Source organism: Reichenbachiella sp. MALMAid0571, from assembly GCF_040151475.1.
In the GTDB taxonomy this organism is placed as follows: domain Bacteria; phylum Bacteroidota; class Bacteroidia; order Cytophagales; family Cyclobacteriaceae; genus CAXBNB01.
In genome coordinates, this window is sequence record NZ_JBDKWG010000104.1 from 24,028 (window position 1) to 44,334 (window position 20,307).

The window sequence follows — 20,307 nt, forward strand, 5'->3', positions numbered from 1 at the left end:
TTTTGTCAATCAAAATTCCAGGTTCCAACACTATAATATTGGTGGATAACCGGGTTTTTGAGACTATTGATTTCAATTGAATCAGTGATCGGATAGGGCTTACCAAAAGACATCATCATGCGCATGGCTTCAGTATTAATCCATCGTGTCTGCATCTTATCAAATTCCAATTTCTTGCACTTTTCTTTCAATTGATCTGTGCTTAAAATCTTCGATGCAATCACCCAGCCCCATTCACCCAAGGTCATTACCTGATTGTGTAAAGGTAATATATTGAAATTGGCTGATTCAATGGTTTTGGAAATGGCATAAAATGCCTTAGTGGCATAGTAAGGACTACCTGCCTGAGTAATCATGATACCTTCACTTTTCAATGCCTGACGACACAGTTGGTAAAATTCTCTTGTATAATATTGGTTGAGCTCCAAATCAACAGGATCGGGTACATCAATAAAAATAGCATCATAATGGTTCTTTGATTTATTCAAATACCTGAACGCATCGCCCTCTATCCGTTCAATTTTTTCATCATTTAAAGCCTCTTTGTTAATTGCAGTAAATACTGGATGCTTTTCCCCCAAACTATAAAATGCCGTATCTATCGGTAAAATATTTATTTTATGGACTCCTTTATGTTTCCCCAACTCCCTCGCAATAAGTCCATTTTCACCACCTATTACCAGAATATTTTCACCACCTTCCGACAACAACATCACAGGATGAACCATTGGTTCATAATACATCCACTCATCCAGTGTACTGAATTGATTGATTTCATTGAAATAAAACCATTGGTTTCCTTTCCATGATGTAACATCAATTTTCTGAAAAGGTGTTTCATCAGAAAAAATCAACTTGTCATGATACTTTTTTTGTCTTGGCAAACCTTCCGGAGTAAAAGAGCCTATACCAGCTCCTGCGCATATACACAAAATGACAATACCTAGTGCAAGCACATTTTTTGGAGCTGTGCTTCTTTTGGTCAACACAGCCAAAGTTGAGCCGGACAAAATGAAACACGCATAAATCAAAATACTTAGAAAATCCGGAAACAGAAGCACTGCTTCTTTCACCTGATTGGTCATCACCAAGCTTATCAGAAAAAATACCTGAACAATGAAGGCAATATTTTTTCCCACCTGTAGGTATTTATAGGAAATGATAGCGGAGGCTAAAAAAAGGAATACTAAGACTGCTACATCAAACGTATTGGCATCAAAAAAAAGCTGTAAAAATTGAATGTAATCTAATAAGGCAAAACCCGTCAACAAGGAGAGTGCTGACAAGTATCCCCAATATAAATATCGAAACCTGGCTTTCACTGGAATACCTCTTGTCTGGTTTTTCTGTAAACTTGCAAATTGCGTAAGAAAGACTCATACATCTCGGTATTGCAACTGCTGAGTTCGATATATGTTTTATTTTCTTCAGGGAAAGTATGTATCGCAAAATGGCTTTCTGAAATTAGCCATAGCCCTGTGTATCCTTGTGGCTCAAAATGATGCTCGATAAAATTGATAATCCCAAAACCTGATTTGATCAACATTTTTTCAAAATCAACTTTTAACGTCTCAGGGTCACAATCACTCACCCATCCCGAATAATTATCTATTTTGGCTTCCAATACGGCTATTTCGTTTCTAATGATTAAAGAACGTAAAGATCATAAACTAATTTTAATTATCTGTTTGCACTGAATTTAAATACTGTCTTTCTTTAGCACAATAGAATCAGAGCAGACACATTTAAAAATTCATACTGTCCCCAGACTCCTGCCTCGGCAGGCAAGTGTTCTGGAGTCTGTTAGAGTTGACCGTAATTTCAAGGGATACCGTAACTGGTACGGTAAGGAGGTTTTTGTTTTTAAATGCGTTTGCCCTGACAATAAAACGAATGAATTTTTACCTTTGCTAAAACCCTCATTTATGGAAATATTTCAGTTTGTCTATTTTGTCACAGGAATACTAATCGGAGGATTGGTAGCATGGTTTATTGCGAAATCCAAATTTCAATCTTCAGGAGCAAACACTGAAGAATTGCTTCAGGCCAAAGAACTGGAGCTGAAACTGGAAGCTGAAAAAGACAATGTGATTCGGTTAAAGGGGGATTTGACCAAACTGGATGATGAATTGAGGCAAGAAAGGGAAGAAGTATTGAAGCTTAACAACCTGAATACAAGACTGGATGCAGACTTCAAAAACATGCAAGAAACCCTCAAAAACCAAAAGGAAGAAGTCAATCAGTTACAAGAAAAGTTCTCCGCAGAGTTTAAAAATCTGGCGAATGAAATATTTGAAGACAAGAGCAAAAAATTCACTGATCAGAATAAGTCTAATATCGGAGATTTGCTAAAGCCTCTGGGGGAAAAAATAATAGAATTTGAACGCAAAGTAGAGCAAACTAACAAGGAAAGTATTGAGAGAAACTCGGCACTGAAAGAACAAATAACAGGGCTTAGGGAACTGAATCAAAAAATAACCAAAGAAGCAGAAAATCTCACCAAGGCACTAAAAGGGGATTCCAAAGCTCAGGGAAGTTGGGGAGAGTTTATTCTGGAAAGTATCCTTGAAAAATCAGGATTAGAAAAAAGCAGAGAGTACTTTGTACAGGAGTCCAAAACCAACGACGAAGGAAGAAGGTTTCAGCCTGATGTGGTGGTGAAGCTTCCCGATAGTAAAAGCATAATTATTGACTCTAAGGTGTCATTGGTGGCCTATGAAAGGGCTGTAAATGCCGACAATGAAGATGAAAAAGCAGCAAACCTAAAGGCTCACCTGCTCTCACTCAGAACACATATTAAAGGCCTAAGTGAAAAAAATTACCAAAGTTTGTACGGTGTGGAGAGCCTTGATTTTGTCTTAATGTTTATTCCGATTGAGTCGGCTTTTTCTCTGGCGGTACAAAATGATGGCGAACTGTTCAATGATGCCTATTCGAAAAACATAGTGATTGTAAGTCCGGCTACACTTATAGCTACCCTGCGAACCATTGCCAGTATTTGGAAGCAAGAATACCAGAATCGAAATGCTATCGAAATTGCCAAAGAAGGAGGAAACCTCTACGATAAATTCGTGGCTTTTACTGAGGATCTAAAAAATGTGGGAAGACACCTGGACACCACTCAAAAAGTCTATGTAGAAGCAGCCAAAAAACTATATGAAGGAAAAGGAAACCTGATCAACAGGGCGGAAAAAATGAAAAAACTGGGAGCGAAAACCTCCAAAAGTGTAGATCAAAAGCTGATCGATCGTGCTGACGATTCTGAAGACATTTAATATTCCTTTAATCCTCTGTGGACAAAGGTATAAAATGAATTTCTACTCTTCTGTTTCTTTTTCTTCCTGCCTCTGTTTCATTAGAGTCTAAAGGCATACTTTCCCCCATACTTTCAACAGCTATAGATTCTTTTTGAAAATCATTTGAGATAAAATAATTAGCAACACTTTGTGCTCGCTTACGCCCAAGATTTTTATTGTACCTTTCAGTTCCAGCATTGTCGGTATGACCAACAATTTTCAATTGGTATTCTTTCATATCATTTTTTAGCGTGGCAAGCAATGAATCCATAAAATTGTATCCAGTGAGAGTTAAAAAATAGCTGTTGAATGCAAAATTCACATCGGACAAGACTACAACAGGCTCCTCAAATTCCTGTTCTGGATTTTCTCCTTTTTCATTTACTGGTATTACAGAGACGTCATCGATTAAAACATAGGCACTTCGGTTCAACATCGGTTCTTCATACAACCTAAATTCAGCCTTTTTTAATATCGTTTCATTCTGAGAAAGAAAGTTCCCAATAATAATATATTGCTCACCTCCAGAAGCAGTATAGGTCCATTCAACAAGCTCCCATTCCTTCATTTCAGATATGTTTACGGATAATTTAGCTTCCAGATAATTACCCATTTCAGGATTTATAAAATGATCATATTTTTGAGTTGAAATAGGTTTTTTGGAAATAATATTAGGGTGTAATCGATCTATCCTTGTGGACTCAACTGAAATTTCTTTTTTATAAATATTCCTCTGGGATTTGATCGGCTTACTAGTCAATACAAGCCCTATATTTTGAATAAAATATTCAGCATTTAGGGACTGACTCACATAAAACTGAATTTTATACGTTTCCCCTTTCTCTAGGGAAGTAGTCAATTTTCCTTGTAGATACTCTCGAAAACCACCAACCTTCCACAAATAGATACCGACGTATCCATCCCCGGATTTCGGGCTACAGTCCCCTGCCCAGTTTTTTGGAACACCAGCTAATCCTTCAGAACAGCTATTGTAATAATCGGGCGTTCCTCCAGTTGGGGATTCCCAGTGTGGTATGATTATCTTGGTAAAGTTTACAGTGAATTTATCCGGACAATTTTCATACACCTCAAAGTCGGGGTTGAAAACCAAATTTTGTGCGAAGGAAAAAAATGTGGCTATTGAAAACAGTAAAACCCAAATGAATTTCATGCAAATAGGATTGGTTATACTTCCAACGAAAAGTAACCTCTCTTATTGAATCAAGATTGCCTGAATTGCTTATCCAATCTCAATACTTGCGCAATCAGCAATTCAGATTCATCATTTTTAATGATGAAATCAGCCTTTGATTCTCTTTCTTCATCAGAAAGTTGATTGGCTATAATCGCTTCTATTTCCTGCTGTGAGCGAAAAGAATCGCGTGATTTTATCCTGGCAATTCTGAGTTGTGTTGGGGCGGTCACTGCTATTAGTTTGTCCAGTTGAAGGTATGATCCGGATTCAATAAGTAATGCTGCTTCTTTGACAACATAATTTGCTGTTTGATCCGAAACCCATTTGGAGTAGTCATCAGCTACTACAGGATGTACCAATGCATTTAATTTTTTTACTTTTTCAGGGTCGGCAAAAGCAACTTTAGCCAGGTAATCCCGGTTAATTTCACCAGAAGCCAAATAGGAATCATTTCCAAATTCATTTTTGATTAAATGAACTAATTGCCCGTTTTCCTGCATTAATTTTTTCGCCCGGCTATCAGCATCATAAACTGGTATCCCAAGAGATTGAAATATTTTACAAACTGTAGATTTGCCCGACCCTATCCCTCCGGTAACCCCAACTTGCAGCATATTACTTTCTCTTTAATTTTACTTTTAGTTTTTCAGGATTAAGCTGCACATTGTCAATACCATCAGGATAGTACATCAATGTTGGTATAATGGTAGAGTCGGTCTTGTTGAGCAACGTGTAGTCCACAGTAACTCCAAAATCTGAAGGGTTAATATTGGACAAATGGTTTTCATTGACAATGAAACTTACTCCTACAACAGTATCGGACAAATCCGCTACAGCGAGTGATGGAAATCGTAGCTTCTCTATTTCCACAACAATGCTGTGCATCACAAATTTACCAACGTCAAACTTTACATTTACCTTATTATAATTAGGTATGATCAAACCATTTGCTGGCAAATCAATCACCACTTCTCCATCAAAATTTGCATTAATAGGATCATTACCAAATTTCCCATAAATATATGGCTTTTGTTTAGCCAACAGACTTTTAGGGCCAGTAAGAATAAGTGAATCCTGTAAAATATCAATGGGTGATGTCAGACGCAAACCACTTTCCAAAGGAATGTTTAGGCTGTCAATAACAACAGTTACCTTTTTAGTCACTTTTTCTTCAATATCAATAAAAAGCGTATCGGTGATCACATAGTTTAACCTAAATCCTCTCAATTGGTCAGAGATGATTGGAACCAAACTGGATTGGGTGTAATAATTGATTTCCGTAGGATTGTCAAGTTCAATAGTGATTGGTGAAGAATTCAGTTGAAAGGATTTTCTCAACAAATTCCACCCTCCTCCATTGACATCTACATCTACTTTTTTGGCAAGTGGAGAAACTACTACAACACTGTCTTTGTTGAAAACAAATTCAAGAGGCAGACTTATCCTCGTGTCATAATCTTTGTTGAGGGCATTAAACAACCAAAAGGTAGCCGCACCTGCTATAGCAAGTACAACTACCTTCCAGTTATCATTCATTCCTGGCCTTGAATGATTATTTTTTTGCATGATCAATTACTTTTATCATGCCCAACAATTATTTACCTTCTGCCAATCTCTTTGAAGCTTCCATAGAAATGGAAGCTCTTTCCACCACCATCTTACTTCCTCTATCAATCTCCAAAGTGACGGTTGAGTCGTCAATTGACAAGATTTTTCCATGGATTCCACCAAGAGTCACAATTTGATCTCCCTTTTTCACTTCTTCAGTGAATTTCTTTTGATCCTTTTGTTTCTTTTGTTGAGGCCTTATGAAAAAGATGTAAAATATCACACCCATTAATCCTAACATCACAAAGTTCATGGTTGAACCACTTCCTCCTGACAACTGCAATAAAATAGATTTTAGCATTGGTAAAATATTGGTAAATTAAAAATAAGAAATTAAGATGGCTCTTTAGGAGCAGCCTCTACGTTAGCTTTGATTTGCAATTTCGTTTGTTTTGGGAATGTATTGGCAGTCAGTGTCACAGTTTTGTTTTGGATACCTGCTTTTTTCTTGCTGTCAAATTTCACTTTAATGGATGCCTTTTCTCCAATACCTATTGGTTCGTGAGGCCAATCGGGCACGGTACATCCGCAAGATCCCTGGGCACTGGCAATGATCAATGGGGCATCACCTGTGTTGGTAAAACTAAATTCGTATTCTACTACATCACCTTCTTTGATCTTACCAAAATCGTGTATTTCTTTATTGAAACTAAAACTTGGTAGTGGCCCTTCAGGTTTCACTTCAGGCTCTGCCGGTGTAGTAGATGACACTGAAGTAGGTGCAGGCTTAGAAGCATTTTTACTTTCCAATTCAGCAAGCTTCCCTTCCAGTCTTGCGATCCTATCCTTATCTGCACTGTTACATGCTGATATTAGCAGTGCAAAGACTGCAATTGACAATAATTTAAAACTTATGTTTTTCATCTTTGAAAATAATTTATGATTTAAAAAAAACAGCTTATTAAGAATAAGTAAAGTTAGTAAAGTCAAATAATAATAAAGGTAGGGTATAGGTGATTAACAAGTATTTAACAACATGGATGATTTATCATCATACTTTTTCCCCATTCGGATTAATTTTCTTCTCCGCTTTTTATTTTGTCAATCAGGCCATTCACGTCATCCAAAAGCCTTTCTGCCTTTACTTTGGCATCTGAGACTATTTTTTCACCTTCTATTTTTGCTTCACTGTCAGCCATCTCTTCTCCATCCATTATGTCTTTCAATAGTTCTTCAAGCTTTTTCTTGTATTTATCCAGTTGATAAGAAAGTTTGTCTCTCGTATTTTCACCTTTGTCCGGTGCATATAGCAACCCCAAAATTGCACCGGTAGCAGCACCGGTCAAAAATGCTAAAAACGTATTTGATTTTTTACTCATGTTACTTATTGTCTAGTAGGCCTCTGCCACTTTTTTTGATTCGTCCTTCTTTTTTCAGTTCTTCAGACAGCACATCTAAAATACCATTAATAAACTGTTTACTCTTCGGTGTACTGTACAGCTTAGAAAGCTCAATATATTCATTTATTGTCACTTTGACGGGAATTGACGGGAAATTCATCATTTCGGCTAAGGCCATTTCAAGAATAATTTTATCTGTCAATGCGACCCTGTCAATCTCCCAGTTTTTAGATTTTTCTGCCACTATAGTATGGTACTCATCCTCATTCTTTACTGTAAAATCAAAAATGTTTTCCAAAAATAGTAAATCCTCTTCCCAATTTTTAGAAAGTTCCATCATTACCGGTTCACTTTCTTCGGACTCCACTGATTTTATCGTTTTCAGTACCATACTTTTTAAGACTGCTCCGTTTTCTGACCAACCTAAATCCAAAGACTCAAAATGTGCTGCGATGGTTTCATTTTTAAATATCAATGACTTGTATATATACAATACTATATCAACGTCATCCTGAAAGGCTGGATTAGTCATACCTTCATATTGCAGAAACCTCTCATCTTTTTTTATGATTTCCTTTACCCAGGCACGCAGAACGCTTAACTCATTTTGCCAGGATATTCCTTTTTTAATAATAAGCTCATCCAATTCTTTGGAATCTTGAAAAATCCGAATCAATTTGTTGGAAATAAAATTGGATGTCTGGTTTTTTCTCAATCCCACTTTGACCACATGTTGCAATTCCGTCATCAACAAGAGCAACTCCAGGTATTGGTCAAAGATTCTTTTCACATCAATAATCAGCCTTTTCCTATATGTAAGTTTGGTGTTTTTCACCTTACTCTCATATTCGTTCAGACCATTTGATACTGCTATGGAGATTTCATTGGTTACATCAGGGTCATGGTTTTCGCCCCCATTTCGAAATGTATTGATAAAACAGGTTTCGGCGGTTTTTCTATCCTTAGCCAATTGTACTTTGTCTTGCTCCTCCATACTATTGAGGTCAGGAAGAAACTTATCCTTGACATGATTTAAAGCAATATTATATTCAGCCTCCCGGGCTGTATGCAAACTAAAAATGGTTTGCATTGCTTTTATGCGTAAAGTTCGGCGGTTGAGCATTTCAAAGAACGTTTAAGAACAGAAATAAAATCCGTCCACAATATTATTTATTATAAAGAAATCTTAATTTTTCCTATTTTCTCAATTCTTTCCAAAGCAATGTCTATAGCGGATTGCTGTGGTGTAGAATTGTTTTCTTCAGCATGATTCAAAACCTTCAGCGTGGTGTCATAAATCCTTTCGGTCTGCGTCATCACTGATGAACGGTTGTAATCCCCGGTATATTCAAAATAACAATTGGTAATTCCTCCTCCATTGATCAAAAAGTCCGGAGCATACACTATATCCCTTTCTACCAACATTTCACCATGCCTTTTTTCATCCAACAACTGATTGTTAGCTCCTCCGGCTACCACTCTGCACTTCAAAGATGCAATATTCTGATCATTCAATGTAGCACCTAAAGCACATGGCGCATAAATGTCACAATTCACATTATATACCTCTTCCATTGGTACTACAGTAGCACCATATTTTTCGGACACGTGTTTTAGCTTATTTTCTGAGAAATCAGATATAAAAATTTTAGCATTTTCTTTTTTCAAATAGTCCACTAAATATGTTCCTACATTTCCTACTCCTTGCACCATCACATTTTTTCCTTCTAAACTTTCAGAACCAAACGTCTTTTTGGAAGCAGCTTTCATTCCCATATATACACCATAAGCTGTCACGGGTGATGGGTCTCCCCCTCCTCCACGTGATTCCGGCATACCCGTCACATAGGGGGTTTCCATTCGGATATACTCCATATCTCTGGTGGACATGTTTACGTCTTCTGCCGTCCAATACTTGCCACCAAGACTATTCACGAACTTTCCGAACCGCCTCATCAAAGCTTCATTCTTAAGCTTGGCAGCATCTCCAATGATGACTGCTTTACCTCCACCCAGGTTTAGGCCAGCTATTGAATTTTTAAGGGTCATTCCTCTGGATAATCGCAAGGCATCTGTCCAGGCTTCCTCATCAGTAGCATAACTCCACATTCGGGTACCTCCCATTGCAGGCCCCAACACTGTATTGTGTATGGCTATTATTGCCTTGAGTCCGGTCTCATTGTCATTGCAAATTACTACCTGTTCATGACCCATTTTTTCTACTTCTGAAAAAAGGGAAACTTTCTCTCCTACTACTGCACGACCGATTATTTCAATCATTTCTGGAAATTCATTACAGCGAAAATATATAACGCCTGATATCAAGTTAATGGGCGCAAATTTAGAGGAATTTTATACTCTTAATCGGATACCTCTAAGATTTTTCTTTTTAGTCCAAAGTATTTATACAAACATTTAAAATCTCCCCCCGTTGTTATACTCTGATTTTGTAACAAAAAAGTAAAATCTCCTACCGAATAGATTATTTTTGACCTTCAATGAAAGACCTCTTCTATTTAAATAAATACCTGTACAAGTATAAATTCCACCTCATTCTGGGAACGGTATTTATCATCATTGCCAACCTGTTTGGAATAGTACCTGCTGTTATCGTGCGTCATGCTTTTGATACGTTGGAAAAAAGCATTGACATCTATAAAATCTTTTCAGGGTTTGGTTTACAATCTGAATCCTATTCTCTTTTTGCTGCCAGTATCGTGATTCTTGCAGCTATTATTCTTATTTCTGCCTTACTTAGGGGAGTATTTATGTTTTTCATGCGACAAACAATTATTGTGATGTCTCGCCTTATCGAATTTGATCTCAAAAACGAGATTTATGCCCATTATCAAACATTGCCTCTGAGTTTTTACAGAAAAAACAACACGGGAGATTTGATGAACAGGATTTCAGAAGATGTAAGCAAAGTGAGAATGTATCTGGGACCAGCTATCATGTATGGGGTAAACCTGGCTACCATGTTTTTAATTGTGATTCCTTTTATGTTGTCTATCAATGTAAAACTCACATTATATTCTCTCATTCCGCTTCCAATTCTTTCGTTTAGCATCTATTATGTAAACAATATCATAAACCACAGATCTGAAGAAATTCAAAAGAGCTTGTCCGGACTTACTACCTTCGTACAAGAAGCTTTTTCTGGTATCCGGGTCATTAAGGCCTTTGTACGGGAAAATGACTATGTGGCTTCATTTACTACAGAGAGCAATGACTACAAAGACAAATCTTTGAAGCTGGCATTTGTACAGGCATTGTTTTTTCCATTAATTATGGGATTGATAGGTATGAGTGTAATCCTGACAGTTTACGTTGGGGCTATAGGTGTATTTGCAGGAGAAATTACAACTGGAAATATTGCTGAATTTATTATTTATGTAAACATGCTCACCTGGCCCGTGACTGCTCTCGGATGGGTGACAAGTATCATCCAACATGCTGCTGCTTCACAAAAAAGGGTAAATGAATTTTTAGACACAAAAACCGATATTGTATCGGCGAAAAATCTTAAAAAAGAAATTAACGGATCGCTGATGTTTGATGATGTGAGCTTTGTCTATCCCGATTCGGGCATCAAAGCGTTAAAAAACATTTCCTTTGAAGTTTCACCCGGTGAATCTCTTGCCGTTATTGGAACTACCGGATCCGGCAAATCAACTATTGCCAATCTGATCTGTAGAATGTACGATGCTTCATCAGGAAATATAAATATTGACGGACACAAAATAGAAGATTATGATCTTTCTTCATTAAGATCCAGTATCGGATATGTGCCTCAGGATGTTTTTCTTTTTTCAGATACTATCTTTGAAAATATAGCTTTCGGCAACATTGATATGAATAAGGATAAAATCCGAAAAGCCGCAGAAGATGCAGATTTGCTTGACAACATCAACGATTTCCCAAAAGGTTTTGAAACCGAATTGGGAGAGCGGGGCATCACCCTTTCAGGAGGTCAAAAGCAAAGAGTGTCCATCGCAAGGGCTATCGTAAGAGAGCCTAAAATACTTATTTTGGATGATTGTCTGTCTGCCGTTGACACTAAAACGGAAAATACCATCCTCAACAGCATGAAAAAGATAATGGTGGGAAGAACTACAGTTATTATTTCTCATAGGGTTTCATCAGCGAAGCTGGCGGATAAAATAATTGTACTTGATGGTGGAAAAATAATTGAAAAAGGCTCTCATGAACAGTTAATTGCCAAAAATGGCTCGTACAAAGAATTGTATGACAAGCAACTTCAAAATGAAGAAACAATAGAAGCTTAAAGAATAATAATATTATTTGGCAAACATTTCTACCATCACAGAATTATCCTGAAAAAGGATCTCCAAAGTATAATCTTCCAATTCAAAGCCATTTTGTGTGGCATAATCTTGGATAGTGGCTTCAATTTTTTTGGTATTTGACATCACTAAAGGATGCATCCCTAATCCTACTTTAAATGTAGTTGCTGCTTTAATCTCCCGCACAGTAAGTCCGGAGGGTATTTCGGAAATTTCATCCCCTAATAGTATTCCAATAAACTGATGAATTTCATTGTTGTTAAGTCCCTCATCGTGATAGTTGACTACACACATCTCTCCATTTATTTTCCCATCAACTACCAGTGATCTGATTTCATTGAAAACAATATTAACAGAATCATTTTTAATTCTTCCCTTGTACTCTTTGCCTGCAACATTGTATATATTATTACCAGATTTTACTACTTTAATTTCTTCAAACCCTCCAAGTGAATAATACACTGAAATAGTAATAGTGACTATTGAGACTATTGAAACAAGCCAGTATAAATATTTTTTTTGTCGGGTAGTCAACTTCATTTTTTGAAATACAAAATTTGAGACGAAACTAAAGAATGAGCTTGAAATAACCTATTGGTATGGACTAGTTCTTTTTTATGAAAATTATTCCATCTCCACCAACTCCTCTTCGGTATATCCTGCGGCTTTTAGCGGTTTTTTCATACGCAACTTGCCCACCTGATCGGGATTAATTCCCCTTGGATTTCGAGAAAATGAATTTGTGACAAAGGAAATGATATCTGCTATATCGCTATCTGTCAAAGTTTTATTGTTAATCAACCCAGGCATGACACCATTGAGTTCATACAACTCACCATTGACATGCACAGGGCCATAAAGCCCATGCAAAACAATGAGTCCCAACCTCTCGACTGATCCGGTAACATATTCGGACTCCATCAGAGGAGGTGCGAGTCCATCAATACCAAGTCCGTCAATACCATGACATGCCGAGCAAATGGCTTTATAAAACCTCATCCCTTTGGTTCTTGCATCATCATGATGAGTGAAGGGAGAAAATATAGAATTTACTTTTTTATTCTTTTTATTCTCAATCGTTTGAGCCAATTGTTCGGAAAAATAATCTCCTTGTGAAATGTTCCTGCTCTTCACAAATTCCAAATAAGCTTCCTCATTTTCACCCAATCCACTAATGATTGCCTCCTGGAAAAGTGGTTCATCTGCATATTTGGTTGATAAGTCGCTCAACAATCTAAAAGTCTCATTCCGAGATACATTAGCCCAGGAACCAAGTGTAAAACTCAAATAAAGATCTATTGTAGGGTTCTTTTTGGCAAGTAGTTCTTTAGTCAACTGATTCATTTTTTCAACCCTATCATTTTCGGCATACCCTTCCAATAATACAAGAACGTGTGCACATACTTCTTGATTACTATTTTTCGCTGCATCTATCAGGTTTTCGAAAGTCAACTTTTCTATTCCTTTTAGTGCATACATGGCATGAATCTGACTTAGCGGCTTGGAGTTGTCCAACAACATTTTTTCTAATTCAGAAACGGCTTCCTGTTGATTTTTGTAAATTAAATAATGCTGAGCCCTATCTCTTACCCAACCATTTTTGTGTTGTAATAATTTCACCAACTCCTGCGCCGATAAATTATCAAAATCAGGAATCGGGTTGAGTTCCTGATTTTGATGTTGAACTTTTAGGATTCTACCCATACCCAGAATAGTATCCGATTGCATTCTTTTGATATGTTCTTTTAAGTAAGGACTAAGAAAAGCATTGTGTTGAATTACTCCCCTGTGCATATCAACTATATACATAGCTCCATCCGGACCATTAAATAAGTTTACAGGTCGAAAAGCATCATCTGAAGCAACCAAAAATTCTTTGTCATCCCAGGCCTGTTTTGCACTCACGTAGTAGTCCGATATAGAAAGAATATTTCTTTTGACCAAATTGGCTTCCGGAGCACATACAAATGCATTTTGATCATACGCCTGAGGGAACTGACCTCCCCTATATACCAAAGGACCACAAGCAGAAGTAAATCTGGCCAGCAAACTATCTTCATCCAATACCCCCGGTATGTACCCCCTGTTTACCGGATTTACAATTAAGGGATATACCTTTTGGTTGGTAGTCAATGTTTTATTGATCCCGTTCTTAGGTTTGAAATAACGATTTCTTATCAAAAGGTTTGGTAGCACATAATCGCCTTTGAGTTGGGTAGAGTTATCGTTGTAATACAACCGACCAAAATCATCTTTTGTTATTCCCCACTGTCCCTTCATAGCAGCAACCTCTTTCATCCATTTTCCATTTTTTTTCTGATATCTGGAATTGGATTTAGCATTGTAAATCCAATTGTCAATGCCAAGCATAAGGCCATTGGGTTGATGTTCAGGGTTGCCACCAACCGCATATACCGAATCCACCAAAACTTTCTTTCCCGGTTTGTCATTTTCTATTTCTACAAACCAAAGATTAGGAGACTCGACATACAACAATCCACCATATACTAAAGCCAGGGCTCTGGGCATAACCAGATGATCCATAAATATTTTGGAATGATCCATCACTCCGTCTTTATCCTGATCTTCAAGAATACTAATTACTCCGGTTGGCTGATCTTCAGTACTGCCATCTACATCCCTCATATAGCCACGCATCTCCACCGTCCAAATTCTACCCTTACTGTCAAAATCAATGACTACCGGAGCTTCCAAAAATGGTTCGGAAGCGATCACCTTAAGTTCAAACCCATCTTCGATTTGATACTGATCCAAAGAAATGACGGGTTCATCAAAAGTTGGTTGGCAAGCAATAATAAAAAGTAATGGTAATAAGTGGATTATTCGGTAACTCATAGATGGAATTTCAAAAAGGAATCGCAATTTTATCGAAAAAAAGGAAAAAAAAGAGAAAAGACTTACACTAAGTTTAGTGAGAATGGCCTCTCTCGTTTTTTCCCATCTCAGCCAGCAAATAATATGCCCCTTTTACAACAATAACAGGATCAGCAGGAATCTCTTGTGCCGGTACTATTTCCGTAAAACCTATATCAGCCGCTCCGGTATTAATCTCTATTTTTTTAAAAATCAATTTCTCTTCTTCATGAGTGTGGTGATCTTCAGAATCGTGCTGATGTGTGCCTTTATGATCACTTCTTTCAGATAGTACGAAAATGTAACTCAACCCGGATTCAGTCACTATAGCATCATCCGGTACCGCCATTACTTTTTTATCATTTGTAACAATCCTCGCATCTACATACATCCCTGGCAGTAGCTCTGCATTTTTATCTGTGATCTCAGCATGTACTTTTAGTGCTCTCGGATCATTCTCAAATGATTTTCCAACAGCAAAAACTTTAGCATTGAACACTTTTTCAGGTATGGATGATAAAGAAAAAATCACCTTTTGGCCATCCTTCACTTTATGGATATCCTTTTCGTAAACCATCAAATCAATGTGTATGTGTTCATTGTCAACTATTTCAAACATCTCGTCTCTGGGTTCCACATACTTCCCTATGTTGACTTCCACCAATCGGACAAACCCTTCTAAAGGAGAGGTGATTGGTATGGCAGAAACAACACCTTTTTCTACTGATGACGTATTTAAGCCAATCAATTCCATCTGTGCTTTTGCTGCTTGCAACAACCCCTTTGATTGGAAGTAATCGGTTTCTGCTTTTTGAAAGCTTTTCACAGAAGTAATATTCTCCTTTATTAAATCTTTTTTTCGTAAGTATTCTTTCTGAAAAAAATCTGTCTGATTTTTAGCATTGATATATTCCTTTTGTATTTCTATAAATTTAGGATTTTCCAATAGTGCTAATACCTGTCCTTTCCTAACTGCTTGTCCCTGAATTACCAAAACATTTTTCACCCTTCCTCCAAACAATGCGCTCAAGCTGGCTTTATTTTGTGGAGGTAGTTCCAACTGTCCGTTTGACTTGACTGTAGTGGATAGATTCAATTCCTGAAATTTCCCCAACTGAATATCCATCACTTCCATTTGTTTAGGCAACAACGCTACCAGTTCTTCATTGGATTCTTCTTCGTGTGCATGTTCATGTTCATCGGTTTCTGAGCTGATGCCAGTCTTACATCCTATCAAAAATAGAATGGACAAAGAGAAAATTATATTTTTATATGTCTTCATGTTCGTTTTTTTAGTTGTAAGCTCCAAGTAAATTTTTAATGTCAATGACCAGTAAATTGTAGTCACTCAGGCTGGCTATATATTCTTGTTTGAGCGCAACGGCCTGATCAAGGCCAGAGATGTATTCTACATAACCAATCTCACCGTTTTTATAGGATTTTTTAGAAAAGTCCATCATTCGGCTTGACAGTTCAGAGCCAGTTGTTTCATAGTAGTCCACTAACAATCGCTTTTTGTGGTAGGCGAGCATTTTTTGATTCAGTTCAGATTCTAGTTCGAGTTGTGTTTGCTCAAGTCTTGATTGTGAAATCTGAACTTCCAGTTTAGCTGCATTAATTTTTCCTTTATTCGAACGATCAAAAACAGGTATTTTAATCCCTGCCTTAATAGCCTGATGTCCTCCCTGATGAAAAATTTCCTGATTGAGATAGCCTATCGAAAAATCTGGCATACGATCTGCTTTTTTCAACCTATAATTGTTTTCAGCTACTGTAATAGCCTGTCTGTAATATTGAACCATAGGGTTAGCAACAGTGGAATTGTTGCCTTCAAATTCCAACCCCAGTTTTATTGTTTCTGTAGTATCTACCATCAGGGGCACATCGGAGTTTAGCAAAATCTTCAGGTCATTTTGCAACGCATTGATAGTAGCCTCTGATTGTTGCTGCTCTAGCGTTACTTTTTGAACCTTTGATTCGGCAACAGTCAGTTCCAATAAATTTGTTTCACCTACATCATATCTTCTTTTGGCAATAGCAGCGAATTCTGAATATCCTGTCTGTAGCTCATTGAGTAGCCTCAAACCCTCGAAAGCATATAACAATTCAACATATTTTGTTCTGACCTGTCGCTCCAATTCATTTTTAGAAATATTCAAAAACTCTTCACTCAAATTGGTCTTGCTCTTCTCCAATTTCTTTTGTGATGAATAAACTGATGGAAACCTGATATCCTGGCTTACCTGCCACTGAGAGTCTCCTGTTTTAGCATTAAACTCTCCTCTACCATAGGAAATACTGGTTTTGCCCGGATTGAAAGTTGCCTTTTCCAATTGTTGCTGTTTTTCTATTTCCAGTGCAGCTATTTTCATTGATGGATGATTTTGAAATGCCAACTCCACTGCTTCATCCATTCCAATTGTTTTTGTTTGAGCAAAACCCTGTTGTCCTAAGGCAGCAGTAAAAATCAATGCCAAAGTCAAGGCTTTTTTGCTTTGTTTCAATTTGAAATTTTCTAAAAAACTGTACAAAATTGGAAGAATAACTAAGGTAAGAATAGTAGCAGTAATCAACCCGCCAATCACCACAGTAGCTAGCGGTTTCTGCACTTCACCACCTGCGGTGCTTGACAGAGCCATTGGCAGAAACCCAAGTGCCGCAACAGAAGCAGTCATTAGTACTGGCCTCAACCTTACCTTAGTACCCTCCATTATACGATCATAAAGATTAGTCATACCTTCTTGTTTTAATTGGTTGAAATAGCCTATGAGTACAATACCATTGAGTACTGCTACACCAAAAAGCGCAATAAAACCTATACCAGCCGAAATGCTGAAAGGCATGTCTCTAAGCCACAAAGCATAAATACCTCCAATAGCAGAAAGAGGAATAGCAGTAAAAATAAGGAGAGCCTGTTTGAACGAACCGAAAGTAAAAAACAACAATAAAAGAATCAGCATGAGGGCAGCCGGAACAGCAACTAAAAGCCTGCTTTTGGCTTCCACAAGATTTTCAAATTGTCCTCCATATTCTATAAAATACCCCGCCGGGAGATTTAACTGCGTATCCAGCTTTTCTCTTATTTCACCTACCAGACTTTCAATATCCCTGTTACGGGCATTTACTCCTATAGTGATCCTTCGTTTGGTGTCTTCTCTGGAAATCTGCATCGGTGCTTCTTCATATCCGATATATGCTACTTCATCCAATGGAATTTGTGATCCACTTGGCAAGGAAAGATACAGGTTTCTGACGCTTGCAATATCATGCCGAAATTTATCCTGCAAACGAACCACCAAATCAAACCTCTTTTCTGCTTCGATGACTATTCCTGCTTTCTTTCCCGCAAATGCTGATCGCAGTAAGTCATTCACCTTTTTTATGTTCAGCCCATGTTTGGCAATCTTATTCCTGTCATAACGAACAACTATTTGAGGTAATCCCACGATTTGTTCTACTTTGACATCCCCCGACCCTTCAATATTTGCAATTATCTTCTCTGCTTCTTTTCCTTTTTGGAAAAGAACATCAAGGTTTTCGCCATAAATTTTCACAGCAATATCTTCCCTCACCCCGGAAATCAACTCATTAAATCGCATTTGAATCGGCTGGGTAAATTCGAAATTTACACCAGCTATTACCGAAAGAGAAGCTTCCATTGCCTCAAACATATCTTCTCTGTTTTGATAACGCCATTCGGATCTTGGTTTCATCTTCACCATAATATCTCCCACTTCCAATGGCATTGGATCTGTAGGAATTTCTGCAGTTCCCATTTTAGTCACTACTTTGTCGATTTCTGGGAAGTTATCCAAAAGAACTTTTTGTATTTGTCCGGAAACTTCAACACTCTGACTCAATGAGCTACCAGGAGGTAAAATCTGATGCAATGCAAAATCTCCTTCATCCAATGTAGGTATAAACTCTCCTCCAAGACGTGAGAAAGTAAACAACCCTGCTCCAAATAAAATCAGCACCACTATCAATACTACCATTCTGTTTTTCAAAGAAAATTGAAGGACAGGTGAATAAACCTTTTGTAGTTTATCTATAATTTTATCTGCAATACTTATGCTTTTTCTTACTTCCTTTTTTAGGAACAAAGCACACATCATCGGCACGTAGGTAAGTGACAAAATCAATGCCCCAAGAATGGCAAAACTCACAGTCTGTGCCATAGGTCCAAACATTTTTCCTTCAATACCCACAAGAGCCAAAATAGGAAGATACACTATCAAAATAATAATCTCCCCAAAAGCTGCTGATGACCTGATTTTCACAGATGATTCATGGACATGTGCATCCATTTGCTTTACGGTCAACGTTTTGTTGTTATGCAAAACAAACAAACGGTGCACAATACTTTCCACTATAATCACAGCTCCATCTACGATCAACCCAAAGTCGATAGCTCCTAATGACATCAGGTTGGCAGAAATACCAAACATATTCATCATGCAAAGCGCAAACAACATCGACAAAGGAATAACAGAAGCGACAATAAGTCCCCCTCTGAAGTTCCCCAGCAACAGCACCAGAATAAATATCACAATCAACCCACCCTCAATAAGGTTTTTAGAAACAGTACCTATAGCCCTGCCAATAAGCTCCGATCGGTCTATATATGGTTCTATCATTACTCCTTCCGGGAGTGACTTTTTGATCTGTTCTATTCGTTCCTTTACAGCTTCTACTACACTGTACGAATTTTCGCCTTTGAGCATCAACGCCTGACCAGCAACCGCCTCACCCTTACCATTCCAGGTTACCGCACCAAACCTTGTGGCACTTCCAAATTGTACTACGGCAACATCCCTTATTAAAACAGGAATATTATTGGCTGTTTTCACAACGATCTTTTCAATGTCAGAAACAGACTTTACTAATCCTTCTCCCCGAATGAAATAGGCATTGTGCTGTTTCTCAATATAACTCCCACCAGTATTTTCATTGTTGCTTTCCAGTGCTGCAAATACTTCAGCAATCGTCAGGTTGAGGCTGTTCAACTTTTCAGGATTTACAGCCACTTCATATTGCTTCAGGTGGCCACCCCAACTACTTACTTCTATCACTCCCTTTGTACCAGCCAACTGCCTTTTCACAAGCCAGTCATTTATAGATCGTAAATCCATGTCGGAATAGACAGAATCATATTCCGGCGTTGTATGCAAGATGTACTGATATACTTCTCCCAATCCTGTCGTAATTGGAGCTAACTCTGGTTTTCCAAAGCCTTCAGGGATGTCATTCTCAGCAGTTTTGAGTTGTTCAGAGATCAATTGCCTAGCCAGGTATATATTTACCTCTTCTTCAAACACGACTGTGATTACCGACAACCCAAATCGAGAAATCGATCGAATCTCCACCACATCAGGTAAATTAGACATTGCAATTTCTAATGGAAACGTAATGAACTGCTCTACTTCCTGAGCTGCCAATGTTGGTGACTGAGTGAGTATTTGTACCTGATTGTTGGTAATATCAGGTACAGCATCAATGGGGATTTTTTTCATAGAATAGCTTCCCCAAGCTATGAGTGCTAATACAAACAGCACTATTATCAGCTTATTCTTTATAGAAAAAGCCATTAATTTATCTATCATGATACTTGTGATTTATCAAAAATTGAATGAACAAATTAATATCGAATGATCATAGAAGGTTTGTCATTATGATCATGACTGGAA

16 protein-coding genes are annotated in these 20,307 nt (G+C 37.6%); 2 read left to right on the top strand and 14 right to left on the bottom strand.

Translation table 11 applies throughout. The features are described 5' to 3' along the window. Nucleotides 1-5 precede the first annotated feature (5 nt). The gene (locus AAOP42_RS04995; protein ID WP_349527363.1) at nt 6-1,322 is read right to left on the bottom strand and encodes a spermine/spermidine synthase domain-containing protein; all 1,317 of its coding nucleotides are present in this window, start codon (nt 1,320-1,322) and stop codon (nt 6-8) included. Then, the gene (locus AAOP42_RS05000; protein ID WP_349527364.1) at nt 1,319-1,624 is read right to left on the bottom strand and encodes an S-adenosylmethionine decarboxylase family protein; all 306 of its coding nucleotides are present in this window, start codon (nt 1,622-1,624) and stop codon (nt 1,319-1,321) included. The genes AAOP42_RS04995 and AAOP42_RS05000 overlap by 4 nt, the downstream gene beginning before the upstream one ends. Nucleotides 1,625-1,925: 301 nt before the next feature. On the opposite strand from AAOP42_RS05000, the gene AAOP42_RS05005 reads away from it, so the two are divergent. Then, a complete protein-coding gene (locus tag AAOP42_RS05005) occupies nt 1,926-3,275 on the top strand; it encodes a DNA recombination protein RmuC (RefSeq protein ID WP_349527365.1) in 1,350 nt (449 codons plus the stop codon). Nucleotides 3,276-3,282: 7 nt separating this feature from the next. Here the strand turns inward: AAOP42_RS05005 and AAOP42_RS05010 are convergent, their stop codons facing one another. The 8 genes from AAOP42_RS05010 to AAOP42_RS05045 form a co-directional block, all read right to left on the bottom strand. Continuing rightward, on the bottom strand, nt 3,283-4,467 hold the full coding sequence (locus AAOP42_RS05010; RefSeq protein ID WP_349527366.1) for an OmpA family protein: 1,185 nt from the start codon (nt 4,465-4,467) through the stop codon (nt 3,283-3,285). A gap of 50 nt (nt 4,468-4,517) precedes the next feature. Beyond that, nucleotides 4,518-5,105, bottom strand: a complete 588-nt coding sequence (gene coaE / locus AAOP42_RS05015) for a dephospho-CoA kinase (RefSeq protein WP_349527367.1) — start codon at nt 5,103-5,105, stop codon at nt 4,518-4,520. A 1-nt stretch (nt 5,106) separates the two neighbouring features. Then, nucleotides 5,107-6,057 (bottom strand): YbbR-like domain-containing protein, encoded by a 951-nt coding sequence (locus tag AAOP42_RS05020; RefSeq protein ID WP_349527368.1) that lies wholly within the window; start codon nt 6,055-6,057, stop codon nt 5,107-5,109. A gap of 28 nt (nt 6,058-6,085) precedes the next feature. Continuing rightward, nucleotides 6,086-6,400, bottom strand: a complete 315-nt coding sequence (yajC, locus tag AAOP42_RS05025; RefSeq protein ID WP_349527369.1) for a preprotein translocase subunit YajC — start codon at nt 6,398-6,400, stop codon at nt 6,086-6,088. A 32-nt stretch (nt 6,401-6,432) separates the two neighbouring features. Next, nucleotides 6,433-6,963, bottom strand: a complete 531-nt coding sequence (locus AAOP42_RS05030; protein ID WP_349527370.1) for a DUF1573 domain-containing protein — start codon at nt 6,961-6,963, stop codon at nt 6,433-6,435. A gap of 149 nt (nt 6,964-7,112) precedes the next feature. Then, on the bottom strand, nt 7,113-7,418 hold the full coding sequence (locus AAOP42_RS05035) for a YtxH domain-containing protein (RefSeq protein WP_349527371.1): 306 nt from the start codon (nt 7,416-7,418) through the stop codon (nt 7,113-7,115). 1 nt (nt 7,419) lies between these two features. Beyond that, nucleotides 7,420-8,562 (bottom strand): transcription antitermination factor NusB, encoded by a 1,143-nt coding sequence (nusB, locus tag AAOP42_RS05040; RefSeq protein WP_349527372.1) that lies wholly within the window; start codon nt 8,560-8,562, stop codon nt 7,420-7,422. A gap of 50 nt (nt 8,563-8,612) precedes the next feature. Continuing rightward, nucleotides 8,613-9,719: a Glu/Leu/Phe/Val family dehydrogenase gene (locus tag AAOP42_RS05045; RefSeq protein WP_349527373.1), complete on the bottom strand. Its 1,107-nt coding sequence runs from the start codon at nt 9,717-9,719 to the stop codon at nt 8,613-8,615. A gap of 218 nt (nt 9,720-9,937) precedes the next feature. On the opposite strand from AAOP42_RS05045, the gene AAOP42_RS05050 reads away from it, so the two are divergent. Then, complete coding sequence (locus AAOP42_RS05050) at nt 9,938-11,728, top strand: ABC transporter ATP-binding protein (protein ID WP_349527374.1); 1,791 nt, start codon at nt 9,938-9,940, stop codon at nt 11,726-11,728. A 12-nt stretch (nt 11,729-11,740) separates the two neighbouring features. Here the strand turns inward: AAOP42_RS05050 and AAOP42_RS05055 are convergent, their stop codons facing one another. The 4 genes from AAOP42_RS05055 to AAOP42_RS05070 form a co-directional block, all read right to left on the bottom strand. Further along, nucleotides 11,741-12,286, bottom strand: coding sequence for a hypothetical protein (locus AAOP42_RS05055; RefSeq protein ID WP_349527375.1), 546 nt, complete (start codon nt 12,284-12,286; stop codon nt 11,741-11,743). A gap of 84 nt (nt 12,287-12,370) precedes the next feature. After that, nucleotides 12,371-14,602, bottom strand: coding sequence for a DUF7133 domain-containing protein (locus AAOP42_RS05060; RefSeq protein ID WP_349527376.1), 2,232 nt, complete (start codon nt 14,600-14,602; stop codon nt 12,371-12,373). Nucleotides 14,603-14,675: 73 nt separating this feature from the next. Beyond that, nucleotides 14,676-15,902 (bottom strand): efflux RND transporter periplasmic adaptor subunit, encoded by a 1,227-nt coding sequence (locus AAOP42_RS05065; RefSeq protein ID WP_349527377.1) that lies wholly within the window; start codon nt 15,900-15,902, stop codon nt 14,676-14,678. 10 nt (nt 15,903-15,912) lie between these two features. After that, nucleotides 15,913-20,223: a CusA/CzcA family heavy metal efflux RND transporter gene (locus AAOP42_RS05070; RefSeq protein ID WP_349527378.1), complete on the bottom strand. Its 4,311-nt coding sequence runs from the start codon at nt 20,221-20,223 to the stop codon at nt 15,913-15,915. Nucleotides 20,224-20,307 lie beyond the last annotated feature (84 nt).